Annotated in this window: 25 protein-coding genes; 15 read left to right on the top strand and 10 right to left on the bottom strand. The window is 69.9% G+C overall.

Going from position 1 to position 23,048, the window contains the following annotated elements; all coding sequences use genetic code 11:
- The 10 genes from AB0J09_RS25350 to add form a co-directional block, all read left to right on the top strand.
- A partial coding sequence (locus AB0J09_RS25350; protein ID WP_360695757.1) for an ankyrin repeat domain-containing protein occupies window positions 1-511 on the top strand: 511 nt, incomplete at its 5' end.
- A 204-nt stretch (window positions 512-715) separates the two neighbouring features.
- Window positions 716-1,306, top strand: coding sequence for a cupin domain-containing protein (locus tag AB0J09_RS25345; protein ID WP_360695755.1), 591 nt, complete (start codon window positions 716-718; stop codon window positions 1,304-1,306).
- 36 nt (window positions 1,307-1,342) lie between these two features.
- Complete coding sequence (locus AB0J09_RS25340; RefSeq protein ID WP_360695752.1) at window positions 1,343-2,632, top strand: MFS transporter; 1,290 nt, start codon at window positions 1,343-1,345, stop codon at window positions 2,630-2,632.
- Window positions 2,633-2,643: 11 nt separating this feature from the next.
- Window positions 2,644-3,990, top strand: a complete 1,347-nt coding sequence (locus AB0J09_RS25335) for an FAD-dependent oxidoreductase (protein ID WP_360695749.1) — start codon at window positions 2,644-2,646, stop codon at window positions 3,988-3,990.
- Window positions 3,987-5,165, top strand: a complete 1,179-nt coding sequence (locus AB0J09_RS25330) for a CaiB/BaiF CoA-transferase family protein (RefSeq protein ID WP_360695746.1) — start codon at window positions 3,987-3,989, stop codon at window positions 5,163-5,165. The genes AB0J09_RS25335 and AB0J09_RS25330 overlap by 4 nt, the downstream gene beginning before the upstream one ends.
- Entirely contained in the window at window positions 5,162-5,941 is a 780-nt protein-coding gene (locus AB0J09_RS25325; protein WP_360695743.1) for an enoyl-CoA hydratase-related protein, read from the top strand. The genes AB0J09_RS25330 and AB0J09_RS25325 overlap by 4 nt, the downstream gene beginning before the upstream one ends.
- Complete coding sequence (locus AB0J09_RS25320) at window positions 5,941-6,813, top strand: dihydrodipicolinate synthase family protein (protein ID WP_360695739.1); 873 nt, start codon at window positions 5,941-5,943, stop codon at window positions 6,811-6,813. The genes AB0J09_RS25325 and AB0J09_RS25320 overlap by 1 nt, the downstream gene beginning before the upstream one ends.
- Window positions 6,813-7,574: an SDR family oxidoreductase gene (locus AB0J09_RS25315; protein ID WP_360695736.1), complete on the top strand. Its 762-nt coding sequence runs from the start codon at window positions 6,813-6,815 to the stop codon at window positions 7,572-7,574. Before AB0J09_RS25320 ends, AB0J09_RS25315 begins: the two co-directional genes overlap by 1 nt.
- Window positions 7,575-7,585: 11 nt before the next feature.
- Window positions 7,586-8,983, top strand: coding sequence for an aldehyde dehydrogenase family protein (locus AB0J09_RS25310; protein WP_360695733.1), 1,398 nt, complete (start codon window positions 7,586-7,588; stop codon window positions 8,981-8,983).
- Window positions 8,980-9,948 carry an adenosine deaminase gene (gene add, locus AB0J09_RS25305; RefSeq protein WP_360695730.1) on the top strand — a complete coding sequence of 323 codons (969 nt, stop codon included), beginning with the start codon at window positions 8,980-8,982 and terminating at the stop codon, window positions 9,946-9,948. Before AB0J09_RS25310 ends, add begins: the two co-directional genes overlap by 4 nt.
- 127 nt (window positions 9,949-10,075) lie before the next feature.
- Here the strand turns inward: add and AB0J09_RS25300 are convergent, their stop codons facing one another.
- From AB0J09_RS25300 to AB0J09_RS25280, 5 genes are all read right to left on the bottom strand, one after another.
- Window positions 10,076-11,485: an MFS transporter gene (locus tag AB0J09_RS25300; RefSeq protein WP_360695727.1), complete on the bottom strand. Its 1,410-nt coding sequence runs from the start codon at window positions 11,483-11,485 to the stop codon at window positions 10,076-10,078.
- 189 nt (window positions 11,486-11,674) lie between these two features.
- The gene (locus AB0J09_RS25295; protein WP_360695724.1) at window positions 11,675-11,911 is read right to left on the bottom strand and encodes a hypothetical protein; all 237 of its coding nucleotides are present in this window, start codon (window positions 11,909-11,911) and stop codon (window positions 11,675-11,677) included.
- Entirely contained in the window at window positions 11,911-12,084 is a 174-nt protein-coding gene (locus AB0J09_RS25290; RefSeq protein ID WP_360695721.1) for a hypothetical protein, read from the bottom strand. Before AB0J09_RS25290 ends, AB0J09_RS25295 begins: the two co-directional genes overlap by 1 nt.
- Before the next feature lie 116 nt (window positions 12,085-12,200).
- On the bottom strand, window positions 12,201-13,724 hold the full coding sequence (locus tag AB0J09_RS25285) for an AbgT family transporter (protein WP_360695718.1): 1,524 nt from the start codon (window positions 13,722-13,724) through the stop codon (window positions 12,201-12,203).
- A 178-nt stretch (window positions 13,725-13,902) separates the two neighbouring features.
- On the bottom strand, window positions 13,903-14,928 hold the full coding sequence (locus AB0J09_RS25280) for an Lrp/AsnC family transcriptional regulator (RefSeq protein ID WP_360695715.1): 1,026 nt from the start codon (window positions 14,926-14,928) through the stop codon (window positions 13,903-13,905).
- A gap of 73 nt (window positions 14,929-15,001) precedes the next feature.
- Between AB0J09_RS25280 and AB0J09_RS25275 the strand changes: the two genes are divergently transcribed.
- The 3 genes from AB0J09_RS25275 to AB0J09_RS25265 are packed head-to-tail and all read left to right on the top strand — an operon-like array spanning window position 15,002 to window position 17,791.
- A complete protein-coding gene (locus tag AB0J09_RS25275; RefSeq protein WP_360695712.1) occupies window positions 15,002-16,474 on the top strand; it encodes an amidohydrolase family protein in 1,473 nt (490 codons plus the stop codon).
- A complete protein-coding gene (locus AB0J09_RS25270) occupies window positions 16,471-17,451 on the top strand; it encodes a threonine/serine dehydratase (RefSeq protein ID WP_360695709.1) in 981 nt (326 codons plus the stop codon). Before AB0J09_RS25275 ends, AB0J09_RS25270 begins: the two co-directional genes overlap by 4 nt.
- The gene (locus tag AB0J09_RS25265; RefSeq protein WP_360695707.1) at window positions 17,441-17,791 is read left to right on the top strand and encodes a RidA family protein; all 351 of its coding nucleotides are present in this window, start codon (window positions 17,441-17,443) and stop codon (window positions 17,789-17,791) included. Before AB0J09_RS25270 ends, AB0J09_RS25265 begins: the two co-directional genes overlap by 11 nt.
- A 187-nt stretch (window positions 17,792-17,978) precedes the next feature.
- On the opposite strand, the gene AB0J09_RS25260 is transcribed toward AB0J09_RS25265, so the two are convergent.
- The 3 genes from AB0J09_RS25260 to AB0J09_RS25250 all read right to left on the bottom strand — a co-directional run bounded on the left by AB0J09_RS25260 (window position 17,979) and on the right by AB0J09_RS25250 (window position 19,974).
- Window positions 17,979-18,371, bottom strand: coding sequence for a TIGR03618 family F420-dependent PPOX class oxidoreductase (locus tag AB0J09_RS25260; protein ID WP_360695704.1), 393 nt, complete (start codon window positions 18,369-18,371; stop codon window positions 17,979-17,981).
- A gap of 132 nt (window positions 18,372-18,503) precedes the next feature.
- Window positions 18,504-19,265 (bottom strand): creatininase family protein, encoded by a 762-nt coding sequence (locus AB0J09_RS25255; RefSeq protein WP_360695700.1) that lies wholly within the window; start codon window positions 19,263-19,265, stop codon window positions 18,504-18,506.
- Between the two features lie 127 nt (window positions 19,266-19,392).
- Complete coding sequence (locus tag AB0J09_RS25250) at window positions 19,393-19,974, bottom strand: helix-turn-helix domain-containing protein (RefSeq protein ID WP_360695698.1); 582 nt, start codon at window positions 19,972-19,974, stop codon at window positions 19,393-19,395.
- 154 nt (window positions 19,975-20,128) lie between these two features.
- Here AB0J09_RS25250 and AB0J09_RS25245 point away from each other — a divergent pair, with 154 nt between their 5' ends.
- Window positions 20,129-21,178, top strand: a complete 1,050-nt coding sequence (locus tag AB0J09_RS25245; protein ID WP_360695695.1) for an aldo/keto reductase — start codon at window positions 20,129-20,131, stop codon at window positions 21,176-21,178.
- Window positions 21,175-21,486: an LOG family protein gene (locus tag AB0J09_RS25240; protein WP_360695692.1), complete on the top strand. Its 312-nt coding sequence runs from the start codon at window positions 21,175-21,177 to the stop codon at window positions 21,484-21,486. The genes AB0J09_RS25245 and AB0J09_RS25240 overlap by 4 nt, the downstream gene beginning before the upstream one ends.
- A gap of 69 nt (window positions 21,487-21,555) precedes the next feature.
- Here the strand turns inward: AB0J09_RS25240 and AB0J09_RS25235 are convergent, their stop codons facing one another.
- Both AB0J09_RS25235 and AB0J09_RS25230 read right to left on the bottom strand, forming a co-directional pair.
- Window positions 21,556-21,900, bottom strand: a complete 345-nt coding sequence (locus tag AB0J09_RS25235; protein WP_360695689.1) for a cupin domain-containing protein — start codon at window positions 21,898-21,900, stop codon at window positions 21,556-21,558.
- A gap of 396 nt (window positions 21,901-22,296) precedes the next feature.
- The coding region (locus AB0J09_RS25230) for a helix-turn-helix transcriptional regulator (protein WP_360695686.1) at window positions 22,297-23,048 on the bottom strand (752 nt) is incomplete at its 5' end.

The following is a 23,048-nucleotide window of genomic DNA, read 5'->3' as shown; positions in this document are numbered from 1 at the left end:
CGAGGCCCGCGACAGGCAACGCCGCACGGCCCTGCTTCTCGCCGCGGCGGCCGACCATGTCGAGGTGGCCAAAGTACTGGTCGCGGCCGGTGCCGACCCCAACGCACAGGACTTCCGGCACGACACTCCCTGGCTGGTCACGGGGGTCACGGGAAGTGTCGCGATGCTCAGGACCCTCCTCCCGGCCGAGCCGGACCTGACTGTACGCAACCGCTACGGAGGCGTCTCCCTCATCCCCGCCTGCGAGCGCGGGCACGTGGACTACGTCCGCGAGGTGCTGAAGACCGGCATCAACGTCGACCACGTCAACGACCTCGGCTGGACCGGCCTGCTGGAGGCCGTCATCCTCGGCGACGGGGGCAGACCGTACCAGGAGATCGTCCGCCTGCTCATCGCCGCGGGCGCCGACGTGGACCTCGCCGACCACGACGGCATCACCCCGCTCGCCCACGCCACCGCCAAAGGCCAGACCGAAGTGGCCGCCCTGCTCCGCGCCGCCGGAGCACACTGACCCGCGCCGTCGGTCGTCGGCGCCCGCGGCGCCGCGACGGTGGCCATGCCCCGTCGACTCGTCCAGGCCGGACTGGGCCGGCCGCCCGATGCCGGCCCGCATTGATACGTCTGCTGCGTCGCTGCGTGTTTCCCGCGTGTTTCATTATCCTGAAAATCTTCATCATCGTATTGACGCTGAAGGCAGCCACATTAAGATGAAGCCATGACGAACGACGGCATCCCCGAGTCTGTGGCCGCGATGCTCGGTGCCGTCGGAACCCGTGTCCGCTCCCTGCGCAAGGAGCGGGGTTTCACCCTTGATCGGCTGTCTGAGCTGTCAGGGTTGAGCACGGGGATCATCAGCCAGGTGGAGCGCGGGCTGGCCAATCCCTCGTTCTCCACGCTGGTCCAGTTGGCGCACGGGCTAGGCATCCCGGTCGGGATGTTGTTCCAGGTTCAGAAGGAGCACCGCTCGCCGCTTGTCCGCAGGTCGGAACGGCGGCGTCTCGGTGGTCACGGTGTCGACGACGACGCCGTCTTCGAGCTGCTCGTCCCCGACCTCAACGGCGCACTGGAGGTGACCTGGGTCGAGACCCGTCCCGGTCATGACACCAGTGCCACACCCTTCCGGCACAACGGGGAAGAGGTGGGGATTGTCCTGTCCGGGCACAAGGATGTGTACCTGGACGGGGTCAAGTACGAGCTCGGGCCCGGCGACGCCATTCGATACCCGTCCACCATCCCGCACTGGTACGCCAATTCCAGCGACGAGGTCTGCACAGCGATCTGGGTGATCACCCCACCAACTTGGTGACCTCGGTCGGGTTCCCCCCATGAAAGGCGGATCGCCATGTCCGCAACCATCACTTCGACCTCCCCTGCCAACGATTCGGTCACCACCCGCAAGGCGATGCTCGGCCTCGGCCTCGGCAACACCCTCGAGTGGTACGACTGGATGCTCTTCGGACTGGTTTCGGCCTACATCGGCCCTCACTTCTTCCCCTCTCACGACCCCGTCGCCGCGACGCTCAGCGCGCTGGCGGTTTTCGCGGTCGGCTTCGCCGTACGGCCGCTGGGCGGGGTGCTGCTCGGCACCGTCGCCGACCGCATCGGCCGGCGCACGGTCATGCTGCTGTCGGTCACGCTGATGGCAGCTACCACCCTGGTGATCGCGGTTACGCCGACCTACGACTCGATCGGCGTGTGGTCCGGTGTGATCCTGCTGGTCTGCCGCCTGGTCCAGGGCATCTCCACCGGCATCGAGGCGCCGCTGTCCACCGCGTACGCCGTGGAGGTCACCCCGAAGGGGCGCGAAGCGCGCGCCGCGGGCTACATCAGCTTCTACGTCAACCTCGGTATCCTGCTCGCGTCGCTGGTGAGCTTTTTCGTCAGCCTGGCGGTCGGCGGCGCGACCATGCAGGACTGGGGCTGGCGGATCCCCTTCGTGGTAGGCGCGGTGATGGGCATGGTCGTGCTCTACCTGCGCCGCTCCCTGCCGGAGACGCTGCACGAGAGTGAGCGCGCCGAGGGCTCGGCGTCCACGGTGTGGCGCGGGGTGGGCAAGCACTGGCTCGCCCTGATTGCGATGATCTTCGTGGTCGGCGCCGCGCAGGCCTACAACTACGCCTGGACCGTCGGCCTGCCGAACCTCGCACGCAGCACGTTCAAGGAAGACCCGACCGGAGTCTTCGCCGCCTCCACCGCGCTCGGCGTCGTGATGATCGTCGGCTCTCTGGTGACCGGCTGGCTCGCCGACCGGGCCAAACTGTCCCGCACGTTCATCGTCACCCGGCTGCTCGCCGTCCCCTCGGTGTTCCTCATGCTCCTGTACACCGAGCCCGGCCTGGGCGGGCTGGTCGGCGTGCTCCTCAGCGGGTCGGTGGTGCTCGTGCTCAACATGACCCTCTACAACCTCGTCGCGACGTCGCTGATGCCGAAGCACAGCCGCGCCACCGGCGTCGCCCTCGGGTACGGCATCGGAGTCGCGCTCTTCGGCGGCACCGCGTCGTACGTGATGATCTGGCTGCAGAGCCAGAACACGACGTGGTTGTTCCCCACCTATACGGCAGTGCTCTCCCTGATCAGTGTCGTGCTCTACCTGGCCGCGCGCAGGTCCACCGGTACCTATGCGGGTGAGTGAGGAATTCCCTGATGCAATTGTCTGATCTCAAGGTCACCTCCGACGAGTTGCGCGCCCCCGTGGTGCGCCGCAGCGACATCGTCGTGGTGGGAGGCGGCCCCGCCGGCGTCAGCGCCGCTGTCGCCGCCGCCCGCGCCGGCGCCGAGGTCACCCTGCTGGAGAGGTACGCCGCGCTCGGCGGACTCGCCGCCGGCGGCATGGTCCTGGTGCTCGACGACATGGTCAACGGCCAGGAGATCACTGTCACCGGCCTGGTCTCGGAGTACGTGGACCGGATGGCCAAGCTCGGCCTGGCCGTCTACCCGCCTGAGCATGAACGGGTCAGCTCGGTGGAGATGTGGAACAAGTGGGGCCGCTGGGGCGCCTTCGACTTCCACTCCCACAAGAGCCCCAAGCCGATCTGCTACGCCGTCGCCTTCGACCCCGACGGGTGGAAGCGCGTCTCCAACGACCTGGTCCGTGAGGCAGGGGTGCACCTGCGGTTGCACTCGTGGTTCTCCCAGCCGATCGTGGACGAGGGCAGGCTGCGGGGGGTGGTGGCCGAGACCAAGGCGGGTCCCCAGGCCATCATGGCCGACGTGGTCATCGACACGACCGGCGACATCGACGTCGCGGCCCGCTCGGGCGCGGAGTACGCGCACGACAGCTACCTCACCACGCTCGTGTTCAGGCTCGGTGGCGTGGACACCGCGGCTGCCGAGCGATTCGAGCAGGAGAACCCGCGCGAGGCCAGGGCGATCAACCGCAAGATCAAGCGACTGCTCGGCGGCGCGTGGGAGCTGTGGTGGCTGAAGACACCGATCCCAGGCGTCGTCTGGTGTAATTGTCCACATATGTCTGGATTTGACGGGGTGGACCCGGAGTCGCTGACCCAGGCGGAGTTCGAGGCCAGGGCACGCATCGCCGCAGCGGTCGATGAAGTAAGACAGAATCTGCCCGGCTTCGAGAACTGCTATCTGCTCGACGTCGCCGAGCAGATGGGCGTCCGGCAGACACGCCTGCTGCGGGGTGAGTACGTCGTGACCAAAGACGACATCACCACCCGGCGGCACTTCGCCGACTCCGTCGCCCGTGGCCGCGACTACTACACCCCTTACCGCGCGCTGCTGCCCCGCCAGGTGGACCAGCTCCTGGTCGCGGGCCGCCACTACTCGGCCACGCCGGACGCGCAGCGGATCTCCCGGGAGATCCCGCCGTGCATGGCGATGGGGCAGGCGGCCGGCGTGGCCGGGGCGCTGGCCGTCGACAAGGGCGTGACGGTACGGCAGGTCGATCCCGCCGCCATCCAGCATGGGATGCGCGCCCAGGGCGCCGATCCCGGAGACGTCCCAGCCCCCAACGCGGAGGTCGAGGCATGAAGCCGCTCGAAGGAATCACCGTCGTCGATTTCACGCAGGTCTACATGGGGCCGAGCTGTACTCAACTGCTCGGCGACTACGGCGCCGACGTGATCAAGATCGAGCGGCCCCGCGTGGGGGACCTGTCCAGAACCTCCATCCCCGACCGCGACGGCTTGGACAACCCGATCTTCCTGTCCATCAATCGCAACAAACGCAGCGTCAGCATCGACACGCGCCGTGAGGAGGGCAAGGAGGTCATATACCGGCTGGTCAAGGATGCCGACGTCGTGGTCAGCAACTTCAGGTCCGGCGTCATGGAGCGCCTGGGCTTCGGCTACGAGCGGCTGCGCGAGCTGAATCCGCGCATCATCTGGGCGTCGGGCACCGGCTTCGGTCCTGAGGGCCCCTACAGCCACAAGGGCGGGCAGGATGTCATCGCGCAGGCATACTCCGGCGTGATGTGGCGGCGCGAGTCACCCGACCTGCCGCTGTCGGTCTACCCGACCACGCTGGCCGACTACACCACGGGCATGCACCTCATGCAGGGCATCCTGCTCGCCCTGCGGACGCGCGACCTGACGGGAGAGGGGCAGAAGGTCGAGGTCACGATGTACGACTCCATGCTCCACATGCAGATGCAGGAAGCCTGCATGCAGCTCAACCGCGGCTATGAGATCAACTGGGCGTCGATGCCGCTGAGCGGCGTCTTCACCACCAGCGACGGCGCAGTCTGCATGGTCGGCGCGTTCAAGGAGAACCCGCTGCGCGACGTCTCCGAGGCCCTGGAGCTGGAGGAGGACCTCTCGCAGCGAGAGGAGTTCTCGACCCAGCAGGCACAGTTCGCCCATCGCCCGCAGCTGCAGGCGATCTTCCGTGAGCGGTTCGCCACTAATACCACTGACCACTGGATCAAGCGTCTGGAGGCACAGGACATCCTGTGCGCGCCGGTCCGCACGATGGAGCAGGCGCTGGCAGACGAGCAGACCGTGGTCAATCAGATGATCCTGGAGATGGACCACCCGGTGGCGGGCGTGGTCAGGGCCTTGGCCGCGCCGATCAGGCTGTCGTCCTCGCCTTACGAGGTACGGCACGCGCCGCCGCGCCTGGGCGAGCACAACGCCGAGGTCCTGGCCGAGCACGGCTACTCGGCCGAGCAGATCGAGGCCCTCGTCGCGGCGGGAGTTCTGCGATGACCGTGCACTTCGAGGTCATCGACCACGTCGCGCGGGTCACCATCGACCGCCCGCAGGTCCTCAACGCCGTGGACGACAAGACCCACCGGACGCTCTGCGAGATCTGGGAGTGCATCGAGGCCGACCGCGACGTGCGCGTCGTGGTGGTGACCGGCGCGGGGGAGAAGTCCTTCTGCGTAGGCGCCGACATGTCCGCCGACGCGATCGACAAGACCGGGCTCGAGTACTGGGCCGATCTCGATCCCAACGGGTTCGGCGGCCTTTCGCTGCGCACCACACTCGACGTGCCGGTGATCGCCAGGGTGAACGGCTACGCGTTCGGCGGCGGCATGGAGATGGTGCTGGGCTGCGACATCGTGGTGGCCGCCGAGCACGCGCAGTTCGGGCTGACCGAGCCGCGTGTGGGACGCATCGCGCTGGACGGCGGCGTCACCCAGCTGGTGCGCCGCCTGCCGTACAACCAGGCCATGGGGCTGCTGCTCACCGGACGGCGCGCTCGTGCCGCCGAACTGGAGCGGATGGGGCTGGTCAACGAGGTGGCCCCGTCGAGCGAGCTGGACGCAGCCGTGGATCGGTGGGTGGCCGACATCCTGGCCTGTTCCCCGTCCTCGCTGCGCGCGGTCAAGCAGATGGTGCAGCGCACTGCCCACCTGACCAGCCAGGAAGCGCGGGCCGTACGGCTGCCCGCCCTGATGGAGGCCCTGGACAGCGAGGACAGCAAGGAAGGCGTCCTGGCCTTCCAGGAGAAGCGCAAGCCTATTTGGAAGGGACAGTGATGCTGCAGCCGGGCGTATGGGGTGTCGTCGCGACGCCGTTCACCGGATCTACCTTCGACCTCGACGAGCAGAGCCTGGCCAGGCTCGTCGAGCACTACGAGCGGGTGGGGGTCACCGGGCTGACGGTGCTCGGCGTCTTCGGCGAGGCGGCGCAGCTGTCCACCGAAGAGCGCCGCGCCGCACTGGAGACCGTGGTCGACGCCGTCGAGCTGCCTCTGGTGGTGGGAGCGACCTCGCTGGGCACCGCGCCGGTCGTCGAGGAGGTGCGCCTGGCCCAGCAGGTGGCCGGCGACCGCCTCGCGGGCGTGATGGTGCAGGTGAACTCGCCGAACCCGCACGTCCTCGCCCGGCATCTGCGGGCCGTCCACGAGGCGACCGGCGCAGGGCTGGTCGTGCAGGATTATCCGCTGGTCAGCGGCGTGAGCATCAGCCCTGACGCACTGGTGACGGCGCTGCGCGACCTGCCGTTCGTGGTAGCGGTGAAGGCGGAGGCGCCGCCCACGCCGGTGGCCGTGGCTACGCTGACGGCCGCGCTGGACGTCCCCGTCTTCGGCGGGCTCGGCGGGCTGGGTCTGCTGGACGAGCTGGCCTGCGGCGCGGCGGGCGCGATGACCGGGTTCTCCTTCCCCGAAGGGCTCATCGCCTGCGTCGATGGCTGGCGCGAGGGCGGGTACGAGGCCGCCAGGGACGCGTGGCTGCCCTACCTGCCGCTGGTGAACTTCGAGCAGCAGGCCAGGATCGCGCTGGCCATCCGCAAGGAGTGCCTGCGCCGGCGCGGCCTCTTCCTGGAGTCCTCGGTACGGCCACCGGCCGCGTCCCTGCCCGAGTCACTGCACGAGCAACTCGTGCGGCACCTTGCGGCGGTGCGCTGATGGATCTCGGGCTGAAGGGCAGGACCGCGCTGGTCTGCGCATCCACCGGTGGCCTCGGCGAAGCCACCGCCAGGGCGCTGGCCGCCGAGGGCACCCGCGTCGTGGTGGCGGGGCGCAGAGGCCGGCGGGCCCGCGAGATCGCCGCCGAACTGCCCGACGCGATCGGCATCGAGGCCGACCTGCTGTCCGCTGACGGTGTTGAGCGCCTGGTGGCCGCCGCAGGACAGGTCGACATCCTCGTACTCAACGGCCCAGGCCCACGGCCGGGTCCGGCCGCCGACGCGACCTGCGACGACGTGACGGCGGCTGTCGACGCACTCGTCCGGCCGCACCAGCGGCTGATCTCGCTGACTCTGCCCGGCATGCGGGCCAGGGGGTGGGGTCGCATCCTGGCCATCGGGTCGAGCGGCATCGTCGCCCCGCTGCCGAACCTCGCGATGTCCAACCTGGGCAGGGCAGCGCTCGCCGGGTACCTCAAGACGCTGGCCGCAGAGGTGGCCGCCGACGGTGTCACCGTCAACCTGCTGCTGCCGGGCCGCATCGCCACCGACCGGGTCGCCCAGCTCGACGCGGCCGCCGCCGGGCGCGCGGGCACGTCCGTGGCCGAGGTGGAGGCGGCCTCGCGCGCCACCATTCCCGCGGGAAGGTACGGCAGGCCGGAGGAGTTCGGCCAGGTCGCCGCCTTCCTCTGCGGCGAGCCCGCCTCCTACGTCACGGGCACCGCGCTGCGCTGCGACGGCGGCCTTGTCCGAACCCTCTGATTGGAGCTGTCGTGACGACTGTCCAGAACCTCATCGGCGGCGAACGGGTTGGCGATCCCGAACTCGCCAGGCACAATCCCGCCAACCCCGGTGAGATCGTCGCTGTGACACCCGCCTCCGACGCCTCGGCCGTGCACGCTGCTGTCTCGGCGGCCGAGCAGGCGCAAGGCGCGTGGGCGGCACTGCCCGCGCCGGCGCGGGGCGCGATCCTGCTCGACGCCGCCGACCTGCTGCGTTCCCGCCACTCTCAGGTAGCCGAGGACCTGAGCCGCGAGGAGGGCAAGACCCTCGCCGAGGCGACGGGCGAGGTCCGCCGCGCCATCGACGTGCTGCGCTTCTTCGGCTCGCTGGCCTGGCAGGCCTCGGGCGAGGTGCTGCCGAGCGCGATGCCGGGCACCACGATCTTCACCAGGCGCGAGCCTGTCGGCGTGGCCGCGCTCATCACCCCGTGGAACTTCCCGATCGCGATCCCCGCGTGGAAGATGGCCCCCGCCCTGGTGAGCGGCAACGCGGTGGTCATCAAGCCCGCCGAGCTCACCCCGCTGTCCGTCGCTCACCTGAGCAATGCCCTGGTCGAGGCGGGGCTGCCCGCAGGAGTGCTGAACGTCGTACACGGCACGGGCTCTGTCGCCGGCGACGCGCTCGCCAGGGACCCGCGGGTGGCGGCGCTCTCCTTCACCGGCTCGACCCGCGTGGGCCTCGGCCTGCACACGATCCTCAGCGAGCGCAGGGCCCGGGTGCAGCTGGAGATGGGCGGCAAGAACGCCTACCTCATCCTGGACGACGCCGACCCCTTGGCAGCCGCGAAGGTCGTCGCCGCGAGCGCGTTCAGCCTCACCGGGCAGGCCTGCACGGCGACCTCACGGGTGTACTGCACGCCCGGGATCATGGAGGCCTTCCTCACTGCGCTGGCCAAGGAAGCCGAGGCGTTCACCATGGGGCCGGTGGTGAGCGAGCAGCAGCTGGCCGTGGACGTGTCCGCGATCGACGTGGCCCGCGCCGAGGGCGCCACGGTCCTCACGGGCGGCGACGTCCCTTCGGGGCAGTTCCTCCGGCCGACCGTGCTGACCGGCCTGGCCCACACCTCGTCGGTGGTCCGCGACGAGATCTTCGGACCTGTCGTGGCCGTGCTGGGCGTGGACTCCTACGAAGAAGGGCTGGCCCGGGTCAACGACTCCAGGTACGGCCTGACCGCGGGCATCTGCACCCGCGACCTGACCGCCGCCCACCACTTCGCCGCGCACGCCCAGGTCGGCGTCGTCAAGGTCAACCGCCCGACCACGGGCCTGGACCTGAACGTGCCCTTCGGCGGGGTGAAGGACTCCTCATCCAACACCTTCAGAGAGCAGGGAACGGCCGCGCTCGACTTCTACACCTGGAGCAAGACCGTCTACCTGGGGCACGAGTGAATCTGCACACGCTCCCCAAAGCGGAGCTGCACCTGCACCTGGAAGGCGCGATCCGCCCTTCCACCGCCGCCGAGCTGGCTGACCGGTACGGCCTGCCCGCCCCGCCGGGTGGGCCGTTCAACGGGTTGAGCGAGTTCGTGGTGGCTTATGAGCGTGCCCGCGACCTCATCGGCAGTCTGGACGACCTGCATCGGGTCGCCCGCGAGCTGGTCGAGGACGCCGCCGCCCAGGGCGTCGTCTGGACCGAGGTGCACGTGATACCGCCAACGTACGCGGGCAGGCTCGGTCCCGCCGAGGGTGTGCTGGAGGCGGTGCTCGACGGGCTGAGGTCCGGCTCGTCCGCGGCGAGCGGCGCGGGCGTCATCGTGGGCGTGAACCGTGGCCTGCCCTTGGACCAGGCCGAACGCTCCCTGGCCCTCGCCGTCGCCTATCGCGACCAGGGCGTGGTGGGGTTCGGTCTGGCCGGTGACGAGGCACGCTTCCCTGCCGCGGCCTTCGCCGGCGTGTTCACTCATGCCAGAGATGCCGGCCTGGCCGCCGTTCCGCACGGCGGCGAGGGGGCGGGCGCCGACAGCGTGCGCGCCTGCGTGGAGATGCTCGGCGCGCGCAGGGTGAACCACGGGATCAGGGCTGTCGAGGACCCGGCCCTGGTCGCGGAGCTGGCCGAGCGGCAGGTGTGCCTCGACGTGTGCCCCTCCTCGAACATCGAGTTGCAGGTCAGCCCGTCCTTGGCCGAGCATCCACTACCCGCGCTCATGGACGCCGGCGTGCCGGTGACCGTCAACAGCGACTGCCCGCTGTTCTGCGGCAGCACCCTTGTCGAGGAGTACGACCTGGTCAGGCGCTGGCTCGACCTCGATGTAGCGGCCCTGGCCCACATAGCGGAGACCTCGCTGCGGTTCAGCTCGTGCCCGGTCGACCGGTTGGAGCAAGCCATGGCGGACCTGGCCCGGTGGCGCGGCTAGAGGAACGGGGCGACAGCACCTTCACCTGGATTTGATCGCAGCCGAGGTGCTGCCGCAGCTCGACGGTGGGCGTTGACGACTGCTGGTGTGGGTGCCGATTAATCATCCAGCCGCCAATGGGTCGTCATCAGGACAGACGTGCCTTGGCGGCGTGTCGCAGCACCAGGCTGATCAGAACCGTCACGGCCATCGCGGCCGCCCCGGCCCAGGCGGCGGTGGTGTAGCCGGCCTCGGTGGGGAAGGTGGCGCCGGTGCCGGTGTGGGCGGCGAGCACCAGGCCGCCGAGCGCGCTGCCGATGGAGAAGCCGACGCTGCGCACGACCTGGTTGAAGCTCATCGCGCTGGACGTCTCTTCCGGCGGGGTGGCGGCCAGGATCGCGACCGGCATCGCGGCGGAGAAGACACCGACGCCCAGTCCGAGCAGGCCCATCACGGCGAACGCCAGCCACAACTGGCCGCGGGCGAGCGCGAACACCACCAGCGCCGCCAGGACCACGCCGCCCCCAGCGGCCAGCACCGTCGTGGCCTGAAGCCGTTTGCGCAACCGGGGTACCAGCTTGCCGCCCGCAAAACCCAGCGCCGAGAACGGCACGAGCACCGACCCTGCGATGAAGACGTCCACGCCGAAGCCGTATCCGGCCGACTCGGGCGTCTGCACGTAGCGGGTGACCAGGGCCAGCAACAGGTACATGCCGATGCCGCCGAGGAGCATGGTCACGTTGGCGCCGGCCACCGCGGGGTGCCGCAACAGGGCGAGATCCACTAGCGGGGCGGCACACCGGCGTTCGCGGCGCACCCACATTGCCAGCAGCACGGCCGCGGCGGCCGGCAGGGCGGCGGCGAGCGCCGGGTTCTCGGTCCACAGGGTGGTCTGGCTCATCGCCAGCGACAAAGTGACGAGGCCGGCGCCGAGGAACGCGGCCCCGGGCACATCGACCGCCGCAGACCGGCCCGGTGGCGGCTGCGGCACCGCCCACCAGGCCGCGGCCAGCGCGGCCGCGGCGATCAGCAGGCCGAGCCCGTACGCCGCCCGTAGCCCAGATACGTCCGTCAGGAGTCCGGCCAGCGGGTAGCCGACGCCGATGCCGACGGTGGACGCCACCGACAGCAGCGCGATCGTCGCACCGGAGCGCTGCTCCGGCAGGTGGTCGCGGGCGACGCCCATCATCAGCGCGCCCAGGCCCAGGCTGGCGCCCTGGGCGACCCGCCCGGCCAGCAGCCAGCCGAACGACGGTGGAACCACGGTCAACAGACTGCCGGCCACCACTACGGCGAGCGTGGCGAGGATGACCTGGCGTCTGCGCGGCCCGGTGCCAAGACGCCCGAGGACTGGGGTGGCGATTGCGCCCACCAGCAGCGGGGCGGTGAGCGTCCATTGCGCAGCGGCCAGCGAGACACCGAACTCACCCGCCACCGCGGTGATCAGCGGCGCCCCGAGGCTGCCCACCACCGCGACGACCAGGGCGATGAACATCAGCGTGGGCACCAGCAGGCGGCCTGTGGCCGTTATCTGAGACTCGCTTGCGGTGCCGATCATCGGTTCGCCTCGGTCGTCAGGTGTTCAGCAGGTCGTCAGCTTGGGAGCGCAGGAAGTCCGCCCAGGTGGAAGAGCACAAGTGATCATTTCCCGCCATCCGCGCCTTTTGAGAGTCGCATCGGGCGCACGCCGGAGGCGGCTGGGTAAGCCGCATGACCTGTTCGGATGACATTATCGGCAAATGCACGTCTACACGATCCACGGCCGCCTGTACGCCAGCGCGGCGCAGGAACCCGCCGAGCCGGCGGTCAGCAGCGCGAGCACCGCGACGGAGAGGAACAAGCCACCCAGATGCCCGGCCGCCATGCCGAGCGCCATGACGACGTGCGGCCACCTCCTGGTGGGACGTGGGGAGGGCAGCAGGGCCGGGGCGAGGGCCAGGACGCAGCCGACCGATACCCCCACCGTGTGGAGGAAGGCCTGCATCAGGCGATCTCAACTTCCACCTGCCAGGTACTCCTCGTTCTCCGAACTGGCCCGGCTGGTAGTCGCCGGCGGGTCGCCCAGGCCTCGTCCGTGACACCACCGGCCGCGTCGGCGATGCGGGTGCGCTGCTCCGTGAGCTCCAGGGCGGCGTGCGCGGCGTCCTTGGCGTGCATGTCGGTGCACTCCTTGTCGTTGTCAGTGGTTACACCCTCTGACAGCGCAGCTCGGCAAGCTGTGACAGGAACTCAAGGAGAGGATTGAGGGACGCGCGTCACCGGCTGGGCGTCGATCAGGGCAGGTGGATGGACGCGCCGGGGCCGACCGGCAGACCGGCGAAGTAGAAGATGGCCAGCACGCCGACCCACACCAGACCGAACGCGGGTACGAACGGCAACAGCCGGGACACCAGCGTGCCGAGCTTGAGGTCGGGCTCGTACTTCTGCGATGCGGCCAGGATGAAGTACAGGAAGATGTGCATGGGGGAGACCGCCTGGGTGATCGAGTCGCCGATGCGGTGGGTGGCCTGGATGATCGCCGGGGACAGGCCGAGCAGCATGAGCGCCGGCACCATCACCGTCGACTCCAGCGACCACAGGCCGGAGCCCGAGGTGATCACCAGGTTCAGCACAGTGGACAACAGTACGAGGAAGACCAGCGCGGGAAATCCGACGAGCCCGACGGCCTGCGCGGTGTCCGCCAGCTTCACCGCGAGGAACGTGGCCAGCCCGCTCCACGAGAGCACGCTGAGCGTCTGGGCCACGATGAAGATGAGCGTGATGAACCCGGCCATCTCCTTGATCGCCGTGGTCATCATCTTGGAGACGTCGCGGTCCTCCTTGGCCAGCCCGACTACTCGGCCGTAGGTGTAGCCGAACAGGAAGAACACCAGCGCGATGATCGGCACCAGGTTGCTCAGCAGCGGCGAGGGGACCAGCGAGCCGTCCGGGTCGCGCAGCGGGCTGCCCGGGATCAGCCAGGCCAGCACGATCAGCGCTACGAAGCCGGCCACCACGAGCCCGCTGACCAGCAGCGCGCGCCGTTCCCGCGGCGTCACCTCGACCCTCGCGTCGCCCTGACCGGGACGCCACGCCGGCAGCCTCGGTTCGAGCACCCGGGAGATCAGCAGCCCGCCGACGATCGGCAGGATCACGCCGGCCGCGGCGCCGAAGTAGTAGTTCATCGCGATGTTGGTGGCGTAGCCGCCGGTTCCCGGGAGCAGCGCGGCGGCCTTCTCGGTGATGCCGGCCAAGCTCGCGTCCAGTGTGCCCAGCAGCAGACCGCCGGCGTACCCGGTGGCGGTGCAGGCGTAGGCGCCGATGAGGCCGGCGAGCGGATGGCGGCCGACAGCGCTGAACACCAGGGCCGCCAGCGGCGGGATGACCAGGAACGACGCATCCGACATGACGTGTCCCTGACAGGCGACGAACGCCACCACGTACGGCACCAGGGAGCGGGGCACGCGATAGAACGCCAGGCGTACGGCGGCCTCCAATGCGCCGGTGCCCTGCGCCACGCCCACCCCGAGCACAACGGTCAGCACGGGGCCGAGCGCCGGGAATTCCACGAAGTTGTCCACCGCCGAGTCGAGCAGCTCGACCAGTCCCTCGCCGGAGAGCACGCTCTTGACCGGCGTCGCCTCGGCCGCGCCGGGCAGTTGCACCGTGGCGCCGAGGGCCTGCGCGACCCACGAGGCGAGCGCGATCACGACGAACAGGCCGACGAACATGACGAACGGGCTGGGCAGCCTGTTGCCCAGTCGTTCCACTCCGCCCAGCACCCGGTCAAGGGTCGTTGGTTGCCCGGTCTTCAGCATGAGGGGATCCTTCGCGCCGCCTGGGGTGGCTCTCGTCGGCATGTGATTGGCGAAAGTATGGGCAGCGCAGTCATATCGGGCGATCTATCGCCGGAAACCGTCGTATGGACCGGTATTTGTGCACGTACTGGTCATATCGACAAGCAGCCTTTCACATCGCTGAAACAGCGGCCGCTCATCACCGTCCCCCGGAGCCGAGCGCCCACAGGTCCAGCGGCGTCGTCGAGGACCAGCGGCCGACCGGGTCGAGCACCCTCCCGTACAGCTTGACCTGGCGGAGCACCATCTGCCGGTCCACGATCGTGGCGTGCGGGAACTCGTGGCGCAGCCGGGTGACCAGCTCGTGCAGGTCGGCCACACCGTGCAGGCCCACGGTGAGCAGCAGGTTGTTGGGGCCGGCGATGGCCGCACAGGTACGCGTCTCGGGCCAGCGCAGGAGCTGCTCGCCGGTGCTCTCCAGGTGGTCGTCCGGCATCGCCAGCCACAACACCGCCGAGTCGTGCCAGCCCGCCAGCCGCCTGGCCAGGTCGCAGCGGAAGGTGATGTCGCCCACCGCGACCAGCCGGTTGATCCGGCGCTGCACCGTCCGCGCGGACAACCCGAGCTCGGCTTCAAGCTCGGCGAAACTACGCCGCCCGTCCACGCTCAGCGCGACGAACAGGCGGCGGTCGATCTCGTCCATCGGCCGCGTCGCTGCGGGGGTGCTCTGCTCCGGATGCAGGCGGGCGGCCTGGTGCGCGTTCAGCACCCGCAGCCGCCACCGCATGCTCAGGTCGAACGCCCGGGTCGCGATGTGCGTGCGCACCCGGGTCACCCCGGGTTGCCTGGGCAACTGGTGCAGCAGGTATTCGGACAGAGCGGCCAGATCTGGGGCGATCGCGATCGTCCACAGGTCGTACGAACCCGCGATGTGCTGCACCGTGATCATGTGCGGCTGTTGTGCCAGCTCCGCGGCGACCTCGCCGGCCGCCCCGGCTTCGCAGGTCAGCTCCAGGAACGCCACGCTCATGGTGTGCAGCTGGCGCTGCCCCAGGGCGACCGTGCACCACGCGAGCCGGTCGTCGGTCAGCCGTTTCCAGCGCCGGGCCGCGGTGACCGGGTCCATGCCCAGCACGTCGCCGACCTCGGCCCAGGAAGCCCGGGGATTGATCTGGAGCGCGTCTATCAACTCCAGGTCGTTCTCGCGCAGCATGACGGATTCCACGGTGTTCGAGCTCCAATCATGTCGGATTCGGGCAGTGTAGGCGTAGATTGAGCCGGATCGCGATGATTCCTGTGTGAATGACCTACTCTTGCGCGGCGCCCGCGTGGTGGATCCGGAGACGGGGCTGGACGCCGTCCGCCACGTCGCCATCACGGGCGACAAGATCACATCAGTGTCGGAGGATCCGGTGCCCGCCCGGCGCGAAGTCGACGTGTCCGGCCGTGTGCTCGCGCCGGGCTTCATCGACCTGCACAGTCACGCGCAGACCGTCGGCTCGCTGCGGATGCAGGCCCTGGACGGAGTGACCACAGCCCTGGAACTCGAATCGGGCGCGGCCCCGGTGCGGGTGGCGTACCAGCGCGCGAGTGACGAGGGCCGGCCGATCAACTTCGGCTACTCAGCCTCCTGGGCCATGGCGAGGATGAAGGTGTTCGACGGCGCCGAGCCGGACGGCGGGTGGGAGAGCTTCGCCGCCCTGTGCGGCGGCCCGCGCTGGCGGGACCGGGCCACCCCTGCCCAGATCGACCTGGTGCTGGCTGAGCTGGAGGCCCAGCTGCACGAGGGCGCGCTGGGCATCGGGGTGCTGCTCGGCTACGCCCCGCAGACCGGGCGGAAGGAGTACGTCCAGGTCGCCCGCCTGGCCGAGCGCTACGACGTGCCCACGTACACCCATGCCAGGTTCAAGAACCCCGACGACCCGCACACCGCGCTGGAGGGGATCGCCGAGGTGGTCGCCGCGGCGGCCGGCACCGGCGCGCACATGCACCTGTGCCACATCAACAGCACCTCGCTGCGCGCCATCGACGAGATCGGCGCGGTGGTCTCCGGCGCGCGCCGGCACGGGCTGAGGGTATCCACCGAGGCCTACCCGTACGGCGCGGGCATGACCACCGTCGGCGTGCCGTTCCTGTCCCCAGAGAACCTGCCCGAGCTCGGCATCACGCCGAGCGACCTGGTGATCGCCGCCACCGGCGAGCGGCCGGCAAATGCCGAGCGGCTGCGCGAGATCCAGCGCACCGACCCGGGCGCCATGGTCGCCATCCACTACCTGGACGAGGACGACCCGGCGGACTGGTCGGTGCTGGAACGCGCCCTGCTGCTGCCCGACACCGCGGTCGCCTCCGACGCGATCCCGTTCGCCGGCCCGGACGGCCGGCTGATCACCGACGCCTGGCCGCTGCCTCCCGGAGCGACTGGTCACCCACGCACGAGCGGTACGTTCTCCCGGTTCCTCGCGACGATGGTGCGGGGCCCCGGCCACCTGACCCTGATCGAGGCGGTACGGCGGTGCACGCTCCAGCCCGCCGAGGTGCTGTCCTCGGTGGCGCCGCAGTTCCGGCACAAGGGCCGGGTGCAGGCCGGCGCGGACGCCGACCTCGTGCTGTTCGACCTCGACGCGGTCTCGGACCGGTCGACCTACGCCGAGCCGGGGCGCCCCTCGACCGGCGTCGACCACCTGCTCGTGGGCGGCGAATTCGTGGTGCGCGATGGCGAACTGCTGCAGGACGCGAGGCCCGGCAGGGCCGTGAAGGGAAGGCTGGCATGACCGAGCAGGTGACGCTGGCGGACATCCGCGCCGCCGCCGACCGGATCTCCGACACGGTGGTACGCACCCCGCTGGTGCCGTTCGCCCCGGCGGATCCCGGACGACCACTGTGGATCAAGCCCGAGTCGCTGCAGCCGACGGCGGCCTTCAAACTGCGCGGCGCCTACAACAAGATCAAGCAACTGCTGCCGGAAGCCCGGGAACGCGGGGTGGTCGCGCACTCCAGCGGCAACCACGCCCGCTCGGTGGCCTGGCTGGCGCAGCGACTCGGGCTGCGCGCCGTGATCGTGATGCCCGACACCGCGCCGCCGAACAAGATCGACATCGTACGGTCGCTGGGCGCCGAAGTCGTGCTGGTGCCACCGGCTCTCCGGGACACCCACGGGTTCGTGCTCGCCGAGCAGCACGGCTACCTGCCGGTGCCGCCGTTCGACGATGCGGCGGTCGTGGCCGGCCAGGGCACCGTGGGCCTGGAGATCATGGAAGACCTGCCCGACGCCGACGTGGTGCTGGTCCCGGTCAGCGGGGGAGGGCTGGCGGCCGGGGTGGCGACCGCCGTCAAGGCGCTGCGACCGCGGACCCTGGTGATCGGGGTGGAACCGGAGCTGGCCTCGGACGCGGCCCAGAGCCTGCGCGAAGGCCGGCGCGTCGCGTGGGAGCCGGAGCAGACGTACCGGACCGTGGCCGACGGGCTGCGCACCAACGTCCTCGGCGTGGTGCCGTGGGAGCAGATCCGCCGCCACCTCGACGGGATCGTGACCGTCAGCGAGGAGCAGACCCTGGACGCCGTACGGCGCCTGGCCCTGGACGCTCGGCTCGTTGCCGAGCCGAGCGGTGCGGTCACCTTCGCGGCCTATCTCGCCGGGGAGACGGCCGGAAGACATGTGGCCATCCTCAGCGGCGGTTCGGTGAATCCGCAGCTGCTGGCGGACGTACTGACCGAACCCACCCGCCAGGAGGCTCTCCATGGCCACTGATCCCCGCCACCCGTACAGCCCCGCGGTGGTCGCGGCCGGGCTGGTCTTCGTGTCCGGCTCGCTGCCGCTGCGGGAGGACGGCACCGTGGTGGCCGGCGGGCGGGCGGCGCTGGACGCGGCGGTCGACACCATGCGGCGGCGCATGGCCACGGTGGGGGCACGGCTGGAGGACGTGGTGAAGCTGACCTACTTCGTCACGGACATCGCGCTGCGCGATGTGGCCAACCAGCAGTTCCTCGACCTCTGGCCCGAACCCAGGCCGGCCCGCACCGTCGTCGGGGTGTCCGAGCTGCCCTACGGCAGCGTGGTGGAGATCGACGCGGTGGTGAAGGCCCCCTGACCCGCTGGGCTCACCTTCGAAATGCCTGGGCGGCCGGCTCCTGCCTTCCCCGGTGAGATGTAGCAGCCGGGCGCGGGCGTCGGCCGCGTCGGGCAGCCGTTCGACGCGGGCCGTCGCCTGGCGGGCTGGGCCGGGGATCGGCGATGCGTCGCAGGTCAAGAAGTACACGCCGTAGGAGTGTGTCGTGTCACCGAGTGCCGCTGACGCTAATCGGCTCGATGACGAAGATCACTCGGACTTGATCACGGCCCCCGTACCAGGGATATGGCTTGCCCGTGTACTTGTGGGAGAGCTTCTCGATGTGGTCGACCGCGCCCTTCGTGGTGATGTCGATCACCCGGCCGCGCACCTGGACGTAGTGCGAGGGGTTCTCCGGGGAGGAGACTGCGATCGCCACTCGCGGGTCCCGCTCGATGTTCCTGGTCTTCAGGTGGGTCTGCACGCTGTTGATCAGCACGTGCTCTCCGTCGGTGTCCACCCAGGTCTGGGTCACCTGCGGCGAGCCGTCGGTCATCGTGGTGGCGAGGTAGCAGACGCTCGGCCCGCGAAGCAGGTTGAGCAGTTCTTCACTGAGTGTCACGGATCTCTCAGACGTCGTACGCGATCGTGGAACCTCCTTGATACAGCAAGATCGAACCTCGCTCGGAATGGAGGCCCCGGTGGCCTTCTGGGTCCGCGGATCGCCCGCTGCCGCCGAGCGCCACAGGGCTGGTCATAGCACGTGCTCCAGATCGGACAGTCGCGCGGCCAGAGTGGTGACCGCGGCCTCCAGCCACTTCTCGCCCTGGGCCGCTGTGGCGCGGGACGGGTCTTCGACGTAGCCGTTGACGTCGCGCCAGAACGTGGCCGGCTGCACGAGCACGTTCGGGACCTGTGGGATCGCGGGGGCGGTCCGGTCCGGCAGCTCCTGGACCAGGTCGGGTCGGAGGGCCAGCACCGCGCTGGTCTCCAAGACGCCCGCGTGCCCGGGCGTCTCCCCCGCCATGTCCCAGTAGTTCAGGTAGGCGGTGGACAGTCCGTAACGCACCACTGCCGCCGACGCCGCGTCCGTGCATACGCCCCGGTTGCCGCCGTGCCCGTTGACCAGCACCAGCCTGCGCCCGCCGCACTCGGCCACGCTCCTGGCCAGATCCAGCAGCACGGCCAGCAGCGTCTCAGGACGCAGCGACAATGTGCCGCCGAAGGGCAGGTGGTGGTCGGAGGCCCCGGTCATCACCGTCGGCGCGAGCACCGTCCGCGCCGACGTGGCTTGGAGCGCCCGCTCCACCACGGTGGTGACGAGCAGCGCGTCGGTCCACGTGGGCAGGTGCGGCCCGTGCTGCTCGACCGCGCCCACCGGCAGCACCACGAGCGAGTCGGGCAGCATCTCCGTCAAGCGTTCCCTGCCCAGCTCCGTCCACCGGGTGATCACAGCGTCGCCGTCCTTCCTTCGTGCCGACTCGTAGATCGCGTGCACCATTGCCAGAATACGCATCGCCTCTGGAGCGCCCAGTCGATGTCGCGCAGGCTGAGGCCCTGCTCGCGCAGGTGCAGAGCCATCGAGCGGGGCCGTCCATCCGGGCTATCCAGAGCCTCTGAGCGGCCGCGGACCGCTCCGTGTCCTAGTGCCGTCCGTTCGCCCGGGTGAGGCCGTCCATCAACAGGTCGAGCAGCCGTTCGGCCTGCGGCCGCTGGTGGGCAGCCTCAGTCACGAGGGTGGCGCCCGCCAGGGCCATGAGAATGTCGGATGCGGGCACGTCCTCCCGGATCACCCCCTGGGCGATCCCGGCGAGACGGAACTCCTCGACCGCGCCGGTCAGTTGCTCGCGCGTCTGCGAGCTCAGCCCTTCGTCACTCCGCAGGAGGGCCTTGAGCGTGTCGGCCATGCCGTGCTTGGCGGCGAGGTAGTCCAGCACCTCGGACATCCACGCCCGCAGTGCCCGGTCGGCGGGCAGCTCGCCGAGGAGGTCCGCAGTCCGGGCGGCGAGCCGGGCCGTCTCGTATCGGTAGGTGGCGTCGACGAGCTGCTCGCGGGTCGGGAAGCGTCGGTACAGGGTGGCGATCCCGACACCCGCGTCCTTCGCGATCTGTTTCAGGGTCGCGGCGGCACCGTCCCGCGCGAAGGCCAGGGCGGCCGCGGCGAGCAGCTTGTCCTCGTTGGCCCGTGCGTCGGCCCGTATCGGCCTGCCGGACGGATCAGGCATGCGTCTCTTTCCTCTCGGCTTGCTATGTGGAGTCGGCTCCGTTTAGCATGACGGCGGGTAAACGGACCCGGCTCCGATTATCCGGGACGGTAGCAGATGCCTACCGGCCGGTTCCATCACACCGCCTCGATCCCGAAAGGGCGTCCGCCAGGTCATGCAGTACCGCACGCTGGGTAGTACAGGAGTCCAGGTCAGCTCGCTGTGCCTGGGCGCGATGATGTTCGGCAAGTGGGGCAACCCCGATCACGACGAGTCGATCGGCATCATCCGCACGGCGCTCGACGCGGGCGTCAACATCATCGACACGGCCGACCTGTATTCGGGCGGCGAGTCCGAGGTCATCGTCGGAAAGGCGATCGCCGGACGGCGCGACGACGTCGTCCTGGCAACCAAGGTGTCGAGCCCCATGGGCCCCGGGCCCAACGAGCGCGGTGCCTCGCGGCGCTGGATCGTCCGGGCCTGCGAGCAGAGCCTGCGCCGCCTGGGCACCGATCACATCGATCTGTACCAGGTCCACCGGCCCGACCCCGCCACCGACCTCGACGAGACCTTGGGCGCGCTCTCCGACCTCGTCCGCACAGGCAAGATCCGCTACGCCGGGTCCTCGACGTTCACCCCATCGGCCATCGTCCAGGCGCAGTGGACCGCCGAGCGACGGCAACGCGAGCGCTTCGTCTGCGAACAGCCGCCGTACTCACTCCTGGTCCGGGGCGTCGAGGCCGACGTGCTGCCCACCTGCGAGGCGTACCGGATGGGGGTGATCGCCTGGAGCCCCCTGGCCGGGGGCTGGCTGTCCGGCCGCTGGCGCCGCGACGCGGCCGACCCGTCCAGCCACCGCACGCGGACGATGCCCTTCCGCCACACGTCCGCCCACTACGACTTGTCCATCCCGGCCAACCAGGCCAAGCTCGACGCCACCACCGAGCTCTCCGGTATCGCCGACGAGGCGGGCCTGACGCTGATCCAGCTGGCGCTGGCGTTCGTCACCACGCACCCAGCGGTCTCCGCGGCGATCATCGGCCCGCGCACCGCCGAGCACCTGCACGACCAGCTCAGCGCCGCGGACATCGTCCTGGAGCCCGCCGTACTGGACCGCATCGACAGCATCGTGGCGCCCGGAACTGACCTCAACCCCGACGACGCGGGCTACAGCGCCGCCGTCCTGGCCGACCCGAAGCGTCGTCGCCGCGCCGTCGTGCAGTGAACTGGGCCGCGACGCTGCCATTGGGTGGAAGAGAACGCCGACTCCACGCCGATGCCTTTCTGGCCCTGCCCGGAGGGCTCGGAACCCTAGAAGAGATCTTCGAGGTGTGGACCTGGCGGCAGCTCGGCTTTCATCGCAAGCCAGTGGGTTTCCTGAACGCCAACGGCTTCTGGAGCCCCTTGCTCAATGCTCTGAACGCAATCGTGGCCAGCGGGTTCCTGTCCGCTCTCGCCATGGAGGACATCATCGTGGAGCAAGAGTTGCCCGCCGCACTAGAAGCGCTCTCTCGACGGATCGTCGGCGCATGAGGATCCGGCCCGAACATGCTGCCGCCGTCCATCCCCCGCCGTACCAGCCGGCGTCGCCCGGGAAGCCTGTTATCGGGCGGGCTTCGCGGTCGCGGGCCGCGGAGCGCGCAGATGGGCGCGTGCTCGCAGCTCCTCCTCGTCCACGAACGTGAGCATCGGCGCACCTGGCGCGCAGATCATCATCACCACGAAGCGGCACCGTATATCGGTCCGGTTGTTGGCGGCCTGGTAGTGGATGACGTCCCCGCCGGGCTCCCAGAACGCCTCGCCCGTACCGATGACCCGCTCCGACTCGCCCTCCAGCTCAAAGAGCATCTCGCCTTCGGTCACGTAACCGAAGACCGGCCCTGAATGCCGGTGCGGTGGGGCACCCGCCCCGCCTGGCGGTACATCCACCGTCGCGACCTCCACCATCGCACCTTCAGGAAGGAAGGGCGGGACCTGGCAGAGCAATGACGTAACGGGTGACCCAGACAATTGCGTCTCTTCTGTATCTTTGAACATGTCCAAAATGCTAGGCCCGAAATCATCCTGTCCAGTGGACCACTTGACCCGCCAATCCTTGGACCAGTCACGACCGTCCGGACGAACCACCGCTCTTTCGCCGTGTGGAGCCATGGATATCGGAACGACTGAGGCCCAGCGGCGCCCCGACGCTGCCCACCACCGCGACGACCAGGCTGATGAACAGCAGCGCGGGCACCAGCAGGCGGCCCGTGGCTGAGTCCTCCGCGCCGGGCGTGACGTCGGCTGCCGAGTCGAACAGGTACTCGCCGTTGTTCGCCTGGTGTATGCCTGGGGCTTCTTTTCTTATCGCGTGGTCAATCGCATTTCGAGCGGAACACCGGGCCTCGCCGTTTCGGCAGCAGGCGTGATCGTCCCGTTGCCGGATCGCCGCAGCAAATCCGCCAGCTCGGTCCGGGAGGTGATGCCCAGCTTGGGAAAGGCGCGGTAGAGGTGGTAGCCGACGGTCCGCGGGCTGAGGAAGAGCCGGGCGGCGATCTCCCGGTTGGACGACCCCTGCGCGGCGAGGAACACTACGTGCCGCTCCTGCGGCGTCAGCCCGCGCAGTGCTTCCGGCAGCGGCTCCGCCGGGCTCGCCTCTCCCGCCGCGCTCAGCTCGGCCGTGGCGCGCTCCGCCCAGGGGATCACGCCCAACTGCTCGAACGCGGCACGCGCGGCCCGTAGATGCGGGCGAGCTTCGGACCTGCGCCTGATGCGGCGGAGCCACTGCCCGTAGGCGAGCTCGGTCCTCGCCCGCTGGAAGGATGCCGGGGACGGGCCGTGCAGGTCGAGCGCGCCGGTGAAGAGCGGCTCCGCCTCGCCGTCCGGCGCGATCAGCGCACGGCACCGTAGCGCCACCGCGCCCACCCAGCGCTGGCGCGTGTTCCCTGCCCACCGCTCCAGCAGGGCGAGCGGCTCGACGGCGGCGCCGGGCAGGTCGGCCTGGACGGCCGCGTCGACCAGGTCGGCCGCGCAGTGGACCGCGATCACGGGGTGGTGCGCGGGGCCGGCGACCACGCGCTCGAGGTGGTCCACAGCGGCGCCCGCCCGGCCCAGCC

This window comes from Nonomuraea sp. NPDC049784, from assembly GCF_040659615.1.
In the GTDB taxonomy this organism is placed as follows: domain Bacteria; phylum Actinomycetota; class Actinomycetes; order Streptosporangiales; family Streptosporangiaceae; genus Nonomuraea.
The sequence above is the reverse complement of the archived record's forward strand: the minus strand, read 5'-3'. Positions and strand labels throughout refer to the sequence as shown.

Bases quoted from the DNA above. Each gene is read 5' to 3' on its own strand.
- AB0J09_RS25345 (WP_360695755.1), top strand. From the start codon at position 716: ATGACGAACGACGGCATCCCCGAGTCTGTGGCCGCGATGCTCGGTGCC.
- AB0J09_RS25340 (WP_360695752.1), top strand. From the start codon at position 1,343: ATGTCCGCAACCATCACTTCGACCTCCCCTGCCAACGATTCGGTCACC.
- AB0J09_RS25335 (WP_360695749.1), top strand. From the start codon at position 2,644: ATGCAATTGTCTGATCTCAAGGTCACCTCCGACGAGTTGCGCGCCCCC.
- AB0J09_RS25330 (WP_360695746.1), top strand. From the start codon at position 3,987: ATGAAGCCGCTCGAAGGAATCACCGTCGTCGATTTCACGCAGGTCTAC.
- AB0J09_RS25325 (WP_360695743.1), top strand. From the start codon at position 5,162: ATGACCGTGCACTTCGAGGTCATCGACCACGTCGCGCGGGTCACCATC.
- AB0J09_RS25320 (WP_360695739.1), top strand. From the start codon at position 5,941: ATGCTGCAGCCGGGCGTATGGGGTGTCGTCGCGACGCCGTTCACCGGA.
- AB0J09_RS25315 (WP_360695736.1), top strand. From the start codon at position 6,813: ATGGATCTCGGGCTGAAGGGCAGGACCGCGCTGGTCTGCGCATCCACC.
- AB0J09_RS25300 (WP_360695727.1), bottom strand. From the start codon at position 11,485: ATGATCGGCACCGCAAGCGAGTCTCAGATAACGGCCACAGGCCGCCTG.
- AB0J09_RS25295 (WP_360695724.1), bottom strand. From the start codon at position 11,911: ATGCAGGCCTTCCTCCACACGGTGGGGGTATCGGTCGGCTGCGTCCTG.
- AB0J09_RS25290 (WP_360695721.1), bottom strand. From the start codon at position 12,084: ATGCACGCCAAGGACGCCGCGCACGCCGCCCTGGAGCTCACGGAGCAG.
- AB0J09_RS25285 (WP_360695718.1), bottom strand. From the start codon at position 13,724: ATGCTGAAGACCGGGCAACCAACGACCCTTGACCGGGTGCTGGGCGGA.
- AB0J09_RS25270 (WP_360695709.1), top strand. From the start codon at position 16,471: ATGACCGAGCAGGTGACGCTGGCGGACATCCGCGCCGCCGCCGACCGG.
- AB0J09_RS25265 (WP_360695707.1), top strand. From the start codon at position 17,441: ATGGCCACTGATCCCCGCCACCCGTACAGCCCCGCGGTGGTCGCGGCC.
- AB0J09_RS25255 (WP_360695700.1), bottom strand. From the start codon at position 19,265: ATGCGTATTCTGGCAATGGTGCACGCGATCTACGAGTCGGCACGAAGG.
- AB0J09_RS25250 (WP_360695698.1), bottom strand. From the start codon at position 19,974: ATGCCTGATCCGTCCGGCAGGCCGATACGGGCCGACGCACGGGCCAAC.
- AB0J09_RS25245 (WP_360695695.1), top strand. From the start codon at position 20,129: ATGCAGTACCGCACGCTGGGTAGTACAGGAGTCCAGGTCAGCTCGCTG.
- AB0J09_RS25235 (WP_360695689.1), bottom strand. From the start codon at position 21,900: ATGGTGGAGGTCGCGACGGTGGATGTACCGCCAGGCGGGGCGGGTGCC.